The organism is Pseudomonas sp. OTU5201 (genome assembly GCF_038440135.1).
Lineage (GTDB): Bacteria > Pseudomonadota > Gammaproteobacteria > Pseudomonadales > Pseudomonadaceae > Metapseudomonas > Metapseudomonas resinovorans.
In genome coordinates this window covers 15,736-28,333 of record NZ_JASATC010000033.1, presented here as the reverse complement: position 1 = coordinate 28,333, position 12,598 = coordinate 15,736, and the positions used below count along the sequence as shown (strand labels likewise).

Here is a 12,598-nt window from a genome sequence, read left to right as displayed (position 1 = left end):
TGCACGCACGGCCTTGCTTTGTCGCGTCAAGCACTTAGCGCATGAACAGTCCACCGTTCACATCCCAGGTCGCCCCGGTCGTGAAATAGGCTTCCGGACGCGCCAGCTGCACCACCAGGTCGCCGAGGAAATCCGCATCGCCCAGGCGCTTGACCGGAATACTGGCGAGCAGGCCTTCCATGCGTTCGGCCGGCACCGCCGCACGTACCGCGGGCGATTCGATCGGCCCCGGCGCGATGGCGTTGACGGTCACGCCTCCAGCCGCCAGCTCCTTGGCGAAGATCTTGGTCAGGGTGACGATGGCGCCCTTGGAGGCGGCGTAGTGCGCGCCCGTGGCGGTGCCACCGTTCTGCCCGGCAAGGGAGGCCATGTTGACGATCCGCCCGTAGCCGGCCGCCGCCATGTGCGCGCCGAACACCTGGCAGCCGACGAAGACGCTGCGGGTGTTCAGGCTGAGGACACGGTCGAATTCTTCCGGGCTGATCTGCATCACAGGCGTGGTCATGGTCATGGCGGCGTTGTTCACCACCACGTGCAGCGCACCGAAGCGCTCCAGCACCGCCGCCAGCGCCGCCTCGAAGTCGGCCTTGGCGGCCACGTCGAGCTTCAGCGCCAGGCTGCGCTGGCCACTGGGGTCGAGCCCGTCGGCGGCGGCCTGGGCACGCTCCAGCGACAGGTCGCTGATCACCACGGCGTAGCCGGCGGCGAACAAGCGGCTGGCGATGGCGAGGCCGAGGCCCTGGGCGGCGCCGGTAACCAGTGCTACTTGGGTCATGGCCGGCGCCTCAGAGGATGTAGCCGATGCCCGCGAGGGTATCGGTGGAGTTGATCAGCTGGATCAGCTTGCGCTGGATCTTGAAGCACTCGCCTTCGCGCTTGAGCTGGAAGGTGATGTCGGCGGTGTAGTGTTTGAGCACGTCCTTGCGGAACTCCCGCAGGTTCTGCGCGCAGCGCACGGTGACCACGCCATCTTCCTCGCCGAGCACGCGGAAACGCGACAGGGCGCGCACGGTGCGGGCACGCGGGCTGGTGGAGATGGACTCGCCGCCGATCAGGCGCTGCACGCGTAGCTGGCGCATGTGGTGGTCGTCGTAGGCGTAGTTCAGGGTGTTCTCGAAATCGGTTTCGTTGGGGTCGATGGGGATGATGTAGGTCCCCTTGTCGGTCCACAGGTTCAGCCAGGCGTCGAACTCGCCGTGGTCGAGCATGTCCGCTTCCTGCCAGATGAAGGCGCTAACGTGATTAAGCAATTCAAGGTTCATCGTTCTGTTCTCTTAAAAAGTGCGTTGCGTAGCGACGCCAACCCTTTTCCTTCTCCCGCTTGCGGGAGAAGGTGGCGCGAAGCGCCGGATGAGGGTCACACCGACATCATCTTTTTCCACTGCTGATAAGCCGCGCGCATGCCAGTTTCGGCGCTCACGTCGCTGATCAGGCCGTCCTCGCTCGGCTTCTCGCCGGGCAGGCCGCGGTTGAGCATGATCCAGAGGTCGGTGCCCGCCTGGGCGCCCTTCTGTACGCGCTCCCAGGCCTCGGAATCGTCCGGGGTGCCGAAGCCCATGGGGCCCTGGAAGTGTTCGTGCAGGCGCAGACGGTAGCGGTTGGCCACGGCCGGGCCGCCGTCCATGGTGATCACCGCGTGGTGGATTTCGGTCTCGTTCACCGAGACCGGCTGCAGCACACGGAAGAAGGCCATGGAGCAGGCCACGTTGGGGAACAGGTTGAGGTTGAAGCCGGAACCGCCGACCGCGCGGACGATGCGGCGCACCTGCTGCTCCTCGATGCCTTCGCTACGCAGTTCGTCGGCCAGGGCCTCGAAGCGCTCGGGGATCGGCTTGTCCAGGTCGGCTTCCAGGTCCACCAGGTCGGGGATCATCACCATCACGCTGTGGCCGTTTCCGAGGTCTTCGACGTAGCCCGGGCCTTTGACGAAGTCGAAGAGTTCCAGGGTCTGCTCGTCCACCGAGGACAGGAACGACTTGTGCACCAGCGGGAAGTGGTAGGCGTCGGTGGTGTTTTCCAGCTGGATCTTCCAGTTGCCGGGGAAGCGGAAACGGTGCTCGCCGGAGATCTTCACGCCGTAGCCGGCGCCCTGCTTCATGAACAGGTCGATCCATTTCTTCGCCGGGCCGAGGAAGTCCACCAGCGGCTCGATATCGTCCTTGAAGGTGGCGAAGATCATGCCGTTGTATTGCTCGACACGCAGGCTCACCAGCGGCAGCTCGCCCTTGTCCAGGCAGTCGGCGTAGCTCTCCGGGTGCGGCACGCCGCGCAGGCTGCCGTCCAGGGCGTAGCTCCAGCCGTGGTAGGGGCAGACGAAGCTGTTGGTCTTGCCCTTCTTGTGCTCGCAGACGGTGGCACCACGGTGGCGGCAGCGGTTGAGCAGGACGTGCACGTCCTTCTTGCGGTCACGCACGACGATCACCGGCTGCTTGCCGATGTAGGTGCTCTTGTAGCTGCCGCCTTCCGGAATCTCGCTGGCGTGGGCGACCCAGATCCAGGTGCTGTAGAACACCTTCTCCAGCTCTTCGTCAAAGAGGCGGGCATCGGTGTAGAGGGAGGTGTGCACGCGGTCGTGCAGCACCAGGTCGGCCGGCGAGCTGGCCAGGTTCACGGTTTCGATCAGGTTGGTCACGATCACTCCTCGTCGGCGCAACACGCCGACTCACAGAAATTTCTTGTTAACGGCATTCGTAGGAGCGAGCTTGCTCGCGAATGGGGCTTACCCGCGGGTTCGCGAGCAAGAACTCGGCGTCCCCCTCGCTCCTACAAAGGCGATGCCAGTCGGCTGGTTCATCGTTATTTGCCCGGCACCGGCAGGTGCGCGGAGTCGTTCCAGGCTTCCACCGGGCGGCTGAACAGGTTCTCGGTCTGGAAATGCGCCATGCGCCAGGCCCCCTCCTCCTCGCGGAACTTCACCGTCAGGCGCGCCGCATTGAGGTGCGAGGCGCCGCTGGTGAAGGTGGAGGTCTGCAACATCACCCAGCTGCCATCTGCGTTGTCGCCGTTCACACGGATCAACTCGGAGCAGAGGAAGTGCACGTTCAGGGCGAAGTGCGCCGGCTCCACCATGTAGGTGGCGAACATGGCGCGGATCGCCTCACGGCCCTGGTAGCCACCGAAGCTCTTGGCGTACTTGGCACCCTTGCCTTCCCAGACGGCATCGGCGGTAAAAAGGCCGGCCAGCTCATCCAGTGGCGTACGGGCATCCAGCGCGTCACACAGCTCCATGTAGCGGTTCATGCAGGCGCGTACGGCGTGCTCGCTTTCCAGTTGGCGCAGGCGTTGCTCAAGGGCTTGGCTCATGGCGGTCACGCGCGCTGGATGATCAGTTCGCGGCCGGTGCGGGCCTCGACCTTGGCGTAGCGCCAGAGCTTGTAGGTGCCGTCGCCCACCGCCGTGGTGCGGAACAGGTTGCAGGCGGCGTGGACGGTTTCGATGTCCGGCACGTCGGCCAGCAGGTAGGTAGTCCAGGGGTAGCCACTGGAAGGGCCGACCATGCTCTGGTCGTCGTCCATGTTGCCGAACACCTTCACGCCGGGCAGGTCGTGGATGCCGTTCCACATTTCGCTGAAGGCGGCCCACACCTGCAGTTGTTCCTCGCGCGGGGCGTCGAAGAAGTTCTGGTTGATACCCATGCAGAACAGGACGCGCAGGGCTTTTCTCTCGCTCATCGAAATCACCGATCAGTCAGTTGGAATTCACAGGTAGCCGGGCAGCGGCTTGTTGCCGAAGAAGATCGCGCCAGCGTTCTGGTAGGTCATGTCGCCCATGAAGGCGTGCTGAGTGATCACCAGGGTGTCGTTGACGAAGCGCGACAGCGGGTTGTCGCGGTACACACCCGTCATGCCGGAGAGCATCTGCGCACTGCGCGCCACTTCGGCAGACACGCGTGTGGCGTGGGTCGAGGACAGGCGCAGCAGGTTAGTCTGCTCCACGCTCACGGCGTCGCCGGCCAGCACGGTTGCCCAGGCGCTTTCCATTGCCTCGTAGAACCAGGCGCGGGCGGCGCGCAGCTCGGCTTCGGCCTTGGCCATTTGCATCTGCGCCAGGGGGCGGTCGGCCAAGGCGGGAGCACCGGTCACGGAGAAACGGCCGCTGGCCATGCCGCTGAGGTAGTCCAGCGCGGCGCGGGCAACGCCCAGGCCGACCACGGACAGCACCTGGGTGGCGAACGACAGCGAGGGGTAGCGGAACATCGGCTCGTCGAGGTTGGCCGGACCGCCGCGAACGAAGGTCCAGTCCTCGGGGACTACCACGCCCTCGATCACCACGTCATGGCTGCCAGTGCCGATCAGGCCGACGACGTCCCAGGTCTCCTCGATCTTCACTTTCTCGCGCGGCATCACCGCCAGACGCGGCAGGCCGACGGTGTCGCCATTCTTCGGGCTGATGCCGACACCGATCAGGGTGGCGCCCATGCAGCCGCTGGAGAACTTCCAGCGCCCGTTCACTTCCAGCCCGCCTTCGACGAAGGCAGCCGGCTGCGGCGGGAAGATGCCACCGGCGAAGACCACGTCCGGGCCGTTGGCGTAGACCTTTTCCAGGGTCGCCAGGGGCAGCGCCGCCAGGTACACCGGGTTCATGCCGAAGCTGGCGACCCAGCCGGCGGAACCGTCGGCGGCGGAGATGTCCTCCACCATCTGGCAGAACTCCATGGGCGAGCGCTGGTCACCGCCGAAGCGGGTGGGCACCAGCGCGCGATAGACGCCAAGTGCCTTGAAGCGCTCGATCACGTCCTGGGAAATGAATTTCTGCCGGTCGAATTCCTCGTGCCGGGCACGCTCGCGGATGTCGGCGAGCAGCGCCTGGAATCCTTCACTCGCGGTAATCGGGGCGGGGTGCTGGTAATCCAGCGCGCTTAGCGAAGACATGGGGCTCTCCAGGTGGGCTTTGTGGTTATTGTTCGAGGCGCCGCACAAGCTCGCGGGCGACTGCGCAGAGCAGTTCATCCGCGCCCTTGGCGGCAACGAGTTGCAGGCCCACAGGCAGTTTCGAGGCGCCCTCGAAGGGGATGCTCAGTGCCGGGTGGCCAGTGAGGTTGAACGGCCGCACGAAAGCGGTCATGCCGATGGCCGCGCGGGTGTCAAAGGCCTCCGCCACCAGGGCCGGGTAGTTCGGCATGGTCGGCAGGGCGAGGATCGGGCAGCGCGCCAGGGCGGCGTCGACCTCGGCGGTGAAGGCGGCGCGAATGGCTTCTGCATCAGCGAGGGTGGCGTCTGTGGTGCTCTGGGCAGCCAGCAGGCGGGCCGCGACATCGGCGCCCACCAGGCCGGTTTCCACCAGGTGGCCGCAGGCGTTCCAGGTTTCCCGATTGATGACGGCCAGGCCCGCGTCATAAGCGGCTTGCATACCGGGCAGCGGGGCGCTGTGCAACTCGAAATCCGAGGCTTCCAGCACGGCGTCCAGGGCCGCCTGCACTTCCGGGTTGGCCTCGACCGGCACTACGCCGATGCAAATGCCGCTGACGTCGGGCAGCGCCCTGAAGGACGGGTCGATGACCGCCATGGCTTCGATCACCAGATCAATGCTGGCGGCGAAGGGACCGACGCAGTCCAGGGAGGTTTGTGCAGGCATCACACCGGCGCGGCTGACGCGGCCGAAGGTGGGCTTGAGGCCGAACACGCCGCAACAGGCGGCGGGTACGCGCACCGAACCGCCGGTGTCGGTACCCAGCGAAAAGTCGCAGAGGCCCGCGGCGACGGCAGCGGCCGAACCACTGGAGGAACCACCGGGAATGCGGCCGGGATAGCGCGGGTTCTCTGCGGTACCGGTCCAGACATTCAGGCCGGTGGTGCCGAACGCCAGTTCATGCAGGCTGGTCTTGCCGGTGATGCGGGAGCCCGCGTCCAGCAGCGCCTGGACCACATCGGCATGACGCTCAGCGTCCGGCGCTTCTTCCAGCGCACGACTGGAGGCACGGGTCGGGTGGCCGGCGATATCGATGGTGTCCTTCACCATCACGGTTCGCCCCGCCCCCCCCAACTCCAGCTTCTCGACCACTATCGTCATTTGCTTCACCCATTGGCGTTCTTGTTGGTGCTCGATCGAGCCCCTGTCCGGGGTGTCGATCGCGTAAATCTAAAATCGGAAGAATTACGTGAAATGTCAATTGAATTATCACAGGAAAAAGAGTGTGTATTTTCGGTGCATTCTTGAGTACCCAAGCACCAGTAACGTGCAGTTCTGTAACAGAGGCAAAATGGAAAATTCACGCAGCACAATCACATAAATCGTTATTTTTCAGTTATTTATTATTTTAATGAGATTGATTCTTACCTTTTTAAAGGAAACACCCATCTTTTTTCGCATCTACAGATGTGCGTTTATCGAACGGAATGTTTGCACTTCGTCGCAAAAAAACCAGTAAAAAAACAGAGCTTTTAAAGCCATAAATTTCACTGATTTAAACGCAAAAAGCGCTATGCAAAAGACTGCTGCAAGGCCGATTGCCACTGGTGCGAGAGGGGTTTTTCGGAAGTGTCCGATGGAGGCACCAGAAAGCGCTGACTTGATGGAAAAACAGGCAGGGCGAGCAGGTCCCCGCCATCACCGCACCGGCACGGAGCAGGTTTTCTGGCACGGGAGCTGCACTTTGGTTTCCCGCCGAGCGGGATACCCGTCGGTAGCGCCTCGTGGCGCCAGAACAACAAGAAGGCGGCAAGCCATCCGCGCATCGGTCCCTAGCAGCCGGCGCGCACTGCGGGTCCTTGCCTCTCCAATAGCCTTGCAACCCCGGAGTACGTCATGCACTTCAAACAAGCCGTGTCCACCCTGCTCCTCAGCGCCGCCTGCCTGTCGTTCGCACAGGCCGAAGTGAAGGTCGGCGTCATCACCTCCTCCACCGGTCCCATCGCCCTCGTCGGGCTGCCGCAGAAGAATTCCGTGCCGCTGCTGCCCACCCAGGCCGGCGACCAGCCGGTGAAGTACATCGCCCTGGATGACGGCAGCGACCCCACCGCCACCGTCAAGGCACTTAAAAAGCTGATCAGCGAGGAAAACGTGGACGCCATCATCGGCCCGAGCGGCTCGCCCAACGCCATGGGCGTGATCCAGTTCGTCGCCGAAGCAGGCGTACCCTTGTTGGCCCCGGTGGGCACCGCCGCTGTGGTGCTGCCGATGAACGAGCAGAAGAAGTGGGTGTTCAAGACCACCCAGAACGACGACCTGATCGCCAAGGCCCTGGTGGAGGACATGACCACCCGTGGCGTGAAGACCCTGGGCTTCATTGGCACCGCCGACCCCTACGGCGAGAACTGGTCCAAGGTGATGGGCGCCATGGCGGCCGAGCACGGCATCAAGCTGGTGGCCAATGAGCGCTTCCAGCGCCAGGACACCTCGGTCACCGGCCAGAGCCTGAAAGTGCTCGCCTCCCGCCCGGACGCCGTACTGGTGGCCGCCCCCGGCAGCGCCGCGGTACTGCCGCAGACCACACTGTTCGACCAGGGCTATCGCGGCCAGATGTACCAGACCCACGGCGCCGCCCTGCCGGACTTCCTCAAGCTCGGTGGCAAGAAGGTGGAAGGCACCATCCTGGCTGCGAGCCTGATGCTGGTGCTCGACCAGATGCCGGACAGTCACCCGTCCAAGACCATCGCAGGCGAGTACGTGACCGCCTACGAAAAGCTCAACGGCAGCAAGCCGGCCACCTTCGGTGCCAACACCTTCGACGCCGGCCTGCTGCTGCAGAAGGCCATCCCGCTGGCCGCCGCCAAGGCCGCGCCGGGCACCCCGGAGTTCCGCGCCGCCCTGCGCGATGCGCTGGAGGCAAGCCACGAGGTCCCCGCTACCCAGGGCGTCTACAACATGACGCCGGATGACCACAGCGGCTTCGACGAGCGCGGTCGCGAACTGATCCAGGTAAAGAACGGCACCTGGACCCTGCTCGGCCGCAACTGATCGCAGCCCGCACGGCTATCCACACTGCAACAAGAGTTCCCACCATGAATTTCCAGATTGCCCTGCTGCTCGGCCAGGACGGCATCACCAACGGCGCCATCTATGCGCTGTTGGCGCTGTCGATCCTGCTGGTCTTCACCGTGACGCGCATCCTGCTGATCCCCCAGGGCGAGTTCGTCACCTACGGCGCGCTGACCATGGCCGCCCTGCAGGCTGGCCAGCCCACCGCACTGGTCTGGCTGCTGCTCGCCCTCACCCTGGCCGACTGCGCCATGGACCTGTATGACGCCACCCGCGCCAGCCGCGGCTTCCGCTTCCCCAGGCGGATCGTCCTCAAGCTCGCCTACGCCCTGGCCATGGTGGGTCTGATCCGTGGCCTGCCCCTGGCGGACCTGCCCATGGCGATCCAGGCACTGTTGACCCTGGCGCTGGTGGTGCCCCTCGGACCGCAGCTCTATCGCCTGGTGTTCCAGCCCCTGGCCTCGGCCAGCGCCCTGGTGCTGTTGATCGTCTCCATCGCCGTGCATGTGTCCATGGTGGGCATCGGCCTGCTGATGTTCGGCCCGGAAGGCGCGCGCACCGCGCCCTTCTCCGAGGCTGGCCTGACCGTAGGCCCTGTGACCTTCAACAGCCAGACGCTCTGGGTGATCGCCGTGTCCCTGGCGCTGATCATCAGCCTGTTCCTGTTCTTCGAGCGCAGCCTTTATGGCAAGGCCCTGCGTGCCACCGCAGTGAACCGCCTGGGCGCACGGCTGATGGGCATCTCGCCGACGCTGGCCGGCAAATCCACCTTCGCCCTGGCCACCTTCATCGGCGCGCTGTCGGGCATCCTCATCGCCCCCATCACTACCCTCTATTTCGACTCGGGTTTCGTCATCAGCCTCAAGGGTTTCGTCGGCGCCATCATCGGCGGCCTGGTGAGCTACCCGGTGGCCGCCCTGGGCGCCCTGGGCGTGGGCCTGATCGAGGCGTTCTCGATGTTCTGGGCCAGCACCTACAAGGAGATCATCGTCTTCACCCTGATCATCCCCTTCCTGCTCTGGCGCTCCCTCACCAGCCGTCATGTGGAGGACGATGAATGAAACCGCGCACCCTGATCCTCGCCCTGGTGGCCGTGCTCGGCGTCGCGCCGCTGCTGCTGCCGCCCTTCTACGTCACCCTGCTGAACTACATCGGGCTCTACACGCTGGTGGTCCTCGGCCTGGTGCTGCTCACCGGCGTCGGCGGCATGACCAGCTTCGGCCAGGCCGCGTTCGTCGGCCTCGGTGCCTATACCAGCGCCTACCTGACCACGGTGCAGGACCTGCCGGGCTGGCTGGCCTGGGCCAGCGCCTCACCCTGGCTGACCCTGCTGGTGGGGCTGGTCCTGACCGGCGCGGTGGCCCTGCTGCTCGGCGCCCTGACCCTCAAGCTGTCCGGTCATTACCTGCCATTGGGCACCATCGCCTGGGGGCTGTCGCTCTACTACCTGTTCGGCACGATGGAGTCCCTTGGCGGCCACACCGGCGTCAGCGGCCTGCCCTCCATCTCCCTATTCGGCTGGGAGCTGAACAAGGGCGAGGAAATCTACTACCTGATCTGGGCGGTGCTGCTCTGCGCCATGCTGGTCACCCAGAACCTCCTGGACTCCCGCGAAGGCCGCGCCATCCGCGCCCTCAAGGGCGGCCAACTGATGGCCGAGTCGATGGGGGTGAACACCTTCCGCTCCAAGCTGGTGATCTTCGTCATCTCCGCCCTCTTCGCCGCCGTCTCGGGCTGGCTCTATGCCCACACCCAGCGCTTCGTGAACCCCACGCCCTTCGGTCTGCACATGGGCATCGACTACCTGTTCATGGCGCTGATCGGCGGCGTCGCCAGCGTCTGGGGCGCACTGCTCGGCTCCGGTGTGCTGACCCTGCTCAAGCAGTGGCTGCAGGACCTGCTGCCGCAACTCTTCGGCAGCACCGGCAACTACGAGGTGATCGTCTTCGGGCTGATCATCATCCTGCTCATGCAACGTGCGCCCGGCGGCCTCTGGCCCCTGCTGCTGCGCCTGGTGCCGGCGTCCTGGAAACCACGCAAGGTGATCAGCGTCGGGGCCGCCGCCGAGCTGCCGCGCCGCGATCTGCCTGGGGCCGGTGAAGTGCTGCTGGAAGCCCGCAATGTGACCCGTCGCTTCGGTGGCCTGGTGGCCAACAACGACATGAACCTGGACGTGCGCGCCGGGGAAATCCTCGCATTGATCGGCCCCAATGGCGCCGGCAAGAGCACCCTGTTCAACCAACTCTCCGGTGTGGATACGCCCACCTCCGGCGAGGTGCTGTTCCGCGGTCAGCGCATCAACGGCATCCCTTCGCGCAACATCGCCGCCATGGGCATGAGCCGCACCTTCCAGCATGTGAAGTTGCTGCCGGAAATGAGCGTGCTGGAGAACGTCGCCATCGGCGCCCACCTGCGCGGCCACAAGGGCGTGCTCAGCGCCGCGCTGCGCCTGGACCGCGCCGAGGAAGCCGAGCTGTTGGCCGAAGCCCGCCGCCAGCTGGAGCGCGTCGGCCTGGGCGACTACCTCGATGCCGAAGCTGGAAGCCTGGCCCTCGGCCAGCAGCGCATCCTCGAAATCGCCCGCGCGCTCTGCGCCAACCCCTGCCTGCTACTGCTCGACGAGCCCGCCGCCGGCTTGCGCCACAAAGAGAAGGAAGCCCTCGGCATGCTGCTCAGCCGTCTGCGCAGCGAAGGCATGGCGATCCTGCTGGTGGAGCACGACATGGACTTCGTCATGGGCCTGGTGGACCGGGTGGTGGTGATGGAGTTCGGCCAGCGCATCGCCCACGGGCTGCCGGCCGACGTACAAAAAGACCCGGCCGTGCTGGAAGCCTATCTCGGAGGAGCCGAGTGATGAACATGCCGATTCAAGACCTGAAGCAGCCGCAAAACCTCGTGGCCAACGCTGTGCTGGAGGTCCGTGATCTCAGCGTCGCCTACGGCAAGGTGGAGGCGCTTGGCAGCGCCAGCCTCACCGTCGGCCAGGGGCAGATCGTTACCGTGATCGGCCCAAACGGCGCCGGCAAGACCACCCTGCTCTCGGCCATCATGGGTGTGCTCGGCTCCCGTGGCCGGGTCGAGTTCGACGGCAGCCTGGAAGCGGTGCCGGAAGTGGAAGTGATGGTGTCGCGCGGCCTCGGCCTGGTGCCAGAGAAGCGCGAGCTGTTCGGCAGCATGACCGTCGCCGACAACCTGCTGCTCGGCGCCTTCCAGCGCCACCGCAGCGGCAAGCGCGACCACGGCGAAACCCTGAAGGAGGTCTACGACCTCTTCCCGCGCCTGCGGGAGCGCCGCGACCAGTTGGCCGCCACCCTCTCCGGCGGTGAGCGGCAGATGCTCGCCGTGGGCCGCGCGTTGATGGCAAAGCCCAAGCTGCTGATGCTCGACGAACCCAGCCTGGGCCTGGCGCCGCTGATCACCCGCGAGATCTTCCGCATCATCACCACCCTGCGCCAGCAGGGGGTGTCCATCCTGTTGGTGGAGCAGAACGCCCGCGCCGCGCTGCGGGTGGCCGACTACGCCTACGTGCTGGAAACCGGACAGATCGCCATGCAGGGCCCGGCCGCCCAGTTGGCCGACGACCCGCGCGTGATCGAGGCCTACCTCGGCCTGGCGAGCAAGCACCAGGAGATGCTCGCCAGCTGACGCACCGGCCCGGCCGCCATGGCCGGGCCTTCAAGGAGGAACCATGAACCACTCACCCCGTATCTGCATCGCCGGGGCGGGCGCCATCGGCTGCACCCTGGCCGCACGCCTGGCCGACACCGGCAACGCGGTCTCCGTCCTGGCCCGGGGCGCCACCCTGGCAGCCATCCGCGCGAACGGCATCCACCTGGACGACCTCGACGGCCACCACTTCGTCCGCGTCCCTGCCAGCGACCGCGCCGACGACCTCGGCCCCCAGGACATCGTCTTCCTCTGCGCCAAGGCCGACGCCCTGCCCGCCCTCGCCGCCGACATCCAGCCGCTGCTGCACGCCGACAGTCTGGTGGTACCGGTGGTCAACGGCCTGCCCTGGTGGTACTTCCACGGCCTGGAAGGCCGCTTCGCCGGCCAGCACATCCGCGCCGTGGACCCGCAAGGCCTGCTCGCCGAACGCATCGACCTTGTCCGGGTGATCGGCTGCGTGGCCTTCATCACCGCGCAATGCCCGGCTCCCGCCGTGGCCGAGGCGCAAAACCCGCACCTGATGATCTTCGGCGAGCCCGATAACCGCCTCACATCCCGCCTGGAACAGCTGCGGACGGTGGTGGCGGGATCGGGAATCGAAGCCCGCGCCAGCGAGCGCATCCGCGATTCGGTCTGGACCAAGGCCATCGCTAACCTCAGCTCCAACCCGTTGTCGGTGATTACCGGCGCCACCCTGGAACAGATCTATGGCCAGGCCGACCTGCGTCAGCTCGCCGGCGACTGCCTGCACGAGACGTTGCTGACAGCGGCGGCCTATGGCGCACGCATCGAGTTCGATCCGCAAACCTTCCTCGACCTGGGCGCCGGCATGGGCGCGGTGCGCACATCGATGCTCCAGGACTATGACAAAGGCCGCCCCCTGGAGCTGGCCGCCATCGGTGACTCGGTACTGGAACTGGCCGAGCGCCTTGAACTGCCGATGCCCATCACTCGCCATCTGGTCGCCCTGGCGCGCTTTCGCGCCGACCAGCCACGCCCCTGACCGGAGCCT

Annotated in this window: 12 protein-coding genes; 5 read left to right on the top strand and 7 right to left on the bottom strand. The window is 65.6% G+C overall.

Annotated elements, in window-relative coordinates; genetic code table 11:
• Nucleotides 1–34: 34 nt before the first annotated feature.
• From AAHM40_RS19540 to AAHM40_RS19510, 7 genes are all read right to left on the bottom strand, one after another.
• The gene (locus AAHM40_RS19540) at nucleotides 35–775 is read right to left on the bottom strand and encodes an SDR family NAD(P)-dependent oxidoreductase (RefSeq protein WP_342246113.1); all 741 of its coding nucleotides are present in this window, start codon (nucleotides 773–775) and stop codon (nucleotides 35–37) included.
• A 10-nt stretch (nucleotides 776–785) separates the two neighbouring features.
• Complete coding sequence (locus AAHM40_RS19535) at nucleotides 786–1,262, bottom strand: aromatic-ring-hydroxylating dioxygenase subunit beta (protein WP_342246112.1); 477 nt, start codon at nucleotides 1,260–1,262, stop codon at nucleotides 786–788.
• A gap of 95 nt (nucleotides 1,263–1,357) precedes the next feature.
• Nucleotides 1,358–2,632: an aromatic ring-hydroxylating oxygenase subunit alpha gene (locus AAHM40_RS19530; RefSeq protein WP_342246111.1), complete on the bottom strand. Its 1,275-nt coding sequence runs from the start codon at nucleotides 2,630–2,632 to the stop codon at nucleotides 1,358–1,360.
• A gap of 164 nt (nucleotides 2,633–2,796) precedes the next feature.
• Nucleotides 2,797–3,303, bottom strand: coding sequence for a nuclear transport factor 2 family protein (locus AAHM40_RS19525; protein ID WP_342246110.1), 507 nt, complete (start codon nucleotides 3,301–3,303; stop codon nucleotides 2,797–2,799).
• A gap of 5 nt (nucleotides 3,304–3,308) precedes the next feature.
• On the bottom strand, nucleotides 3,309–3,671 hold the full coding sequence (locus AAHM40_RS19520; RefSeq protein WP_342246109.1) for an IacB protein: 363 nt from the start codon (nucleotides 3,669–3,671) through the stop codon (nucleotides 3,309–3,311).
• A 27-nt stretch (nucleotides 3,672–3,698) separates the two neighbouring features.
• On the bottom strand, nucleotides 3,699–4,871 hold the full coding sequence (locus AAHM40_RS19515) for an acyl-CoA dehydrogenase family protein (RefSeq protein WP_342246108.1): 1,173 nt from the start codon (nucleotides 4,869–4,871) through the stop codon (nucleotides 3,699–3,701).
• A gap of 25 nt (nucleotides 4,872–4,896) precedes the next feature.
• Nucleotides 4,897–6,009, bottom strand: coding sequence for an amidase (locus AAHM40_RS19510; protein ID WP_342246107.1), 1,113 nt, complete (start codon nucleotides 6,007–6,009; stop codon nucleotides 4,897–4,899).
• 735 nt (nucleotides 6,010–6,744) lie between these two features.
• Here AAHM40_RS19510 and AAHM40_RS19505 point away from each other — a divergent pair.
• From AAHM40_RS19505 to AAHM40_RS19485, 5 genes are read left to right on the top strand one after another with little or no spacing between them, the layout of a single operon-like run.
• Nucleotides 6,745–7,896: an ABC transporter substrate-binding protein gene (locus tag AAHM40_RS19505; protein WP_342246106.1), complete on the top strand. Its 1,152-nt coding sequence runs from the start codon at nucleotides 6,745–6,747 to the stop codon at nucleotides 7,894–7,896.
• Between the two features lie 44 nt (nucleotides 7,897–7,940).
• Nucleotides 7,941–8,978 carry a branched-chain amino acid ABC transporter permease gene (locus AAHM40_RS19500; RefSeq protein ID WP_342246105.1) on the top strand — a complete coding sequence of 346 codons (1,038 nt, stop codon included), beginning with the start codon at nucleotides 7,941–7,943 and terminating at the stop codon, nucleotides 8,976–8,978.
• Entirely contained in the window at nucleotides 8,975–10,771 is a 1,797-nt protein-coding gene (locus AAHM40_RS19495) for a branched-chain amino acid ABC transporter ATP-binding protein/permease (protein WP_342246104.1), read from the top strand. The genes AAHM40_RS19500 and AAHM40_RS19495 overlap by 4 nt, the downstream gene beginning before the upstream one ends.
• The gene (locus AAHM40_RS19490; RefSeq protein WP_342246103.1) at nucleotides 10,771–11,562 is read left to right on the top strand and encodes an ABC transporter ATP-binding protein; all 792 of its coding nucleotides are present in this window, start codon (nucleotides 10,771–10,773) and stop codon (nucleotides 11,560–11,562) included. The genes AAHM40_RS19495 and AAHM40_RS19490 overlap by 1 nt, the downstream gene beginning before the upstream one ends.
• Before the next feature lie 43 nt (nucleotides 11,563–11,605).
• Entirely contained in the window at nucleotides 11,606–12,589 is a 984-nt protein-coding gene (locus AAHM40_RS19485) for a ketopantoate reductase family protein (protein ID WP_342246102.1), read from the top strand.
• Nucleotides 12,590–12,598 lie beyond the last annotated feature (9 nt).

Coding starts and splice junctions, on each gene's coding strand:
- AAHM40_RS19500 (WP_342246105.1), top strand. CDS start 7,941: ATGAATTTCCAGATTGCCCTGCTGCTCGGCCAGGACGGCATCACCAAC.
- AAHM40_RS19505 (WP_342246106.1), top strand. CDS start 6,745: ATGCACTTCAAACAAGCCGTGTCCACCCTGCTCCTCAGCGCCGCCTGC.
- AAHM40_RS19485 (WP_342246102.1), top strand. CDS start 11,606: ATGAACCACTCACCCCGTATCTGCATCGCCGGGGCGGGCGCCATCGGC.
- AAHM40_RS19490 (WP_342246103.1), top strand. CDS start 10,771: ATGAACATGCCGATTCAAGACCTGAAGCAGCCGCAAAACCTCGTGGCC.
- AAHM40_RS19510 (WP_342246107.1), bottom strand. CDS start 6,009: ATGACGATAGTGGTCGAGAAGCTGGAGTTGGGGGGGGCGGGGCGAACC.
- AAHM40_RS19540 (WP_342246113.1), bottom strand. CDS start 775: ATGACCCAAGTAGCACTGGTTACCGGCGCCGCCCAGGGCCTCGGCCTC.
- AAHM40_RS19520 (WP_342246109.1), bottom strand. CDS start 3,671: ATGAGCGAGAGAAAAGCCCTGCGCGTCCTGTTCTGCATGGGTATCAAC.
- AAHM40_RS19525 (WP_342246110.1), bottom strand. CDS start 3,303: ATGAGCCAAGCCCTTGAGCAACGCCTGCGCCAACTGGAAAGCGAGCAC.
- AAHM40_RS19515 (WP_342246108.1), bottom strand. CDS start 4,871: ATGTCTTCGCTAAGCGCGCTGGATTACCAGCACCCCGCCCCGATTACC.
- AAHM40_RS19495 (WP_342246104.1), top strand. CDS start 8,975: ATGAAACCGCGCACCCTGATCCTCGCCCTGGTGGCCGTGCTCGGCGTC.
- AAHM40_RS19535 (WP_342246112.1), bottom strand. CDS start 1,262: ATGAACCTTGAATTGCTTAATCACGTTAGCGCCTTCATCTGGCAGGAA.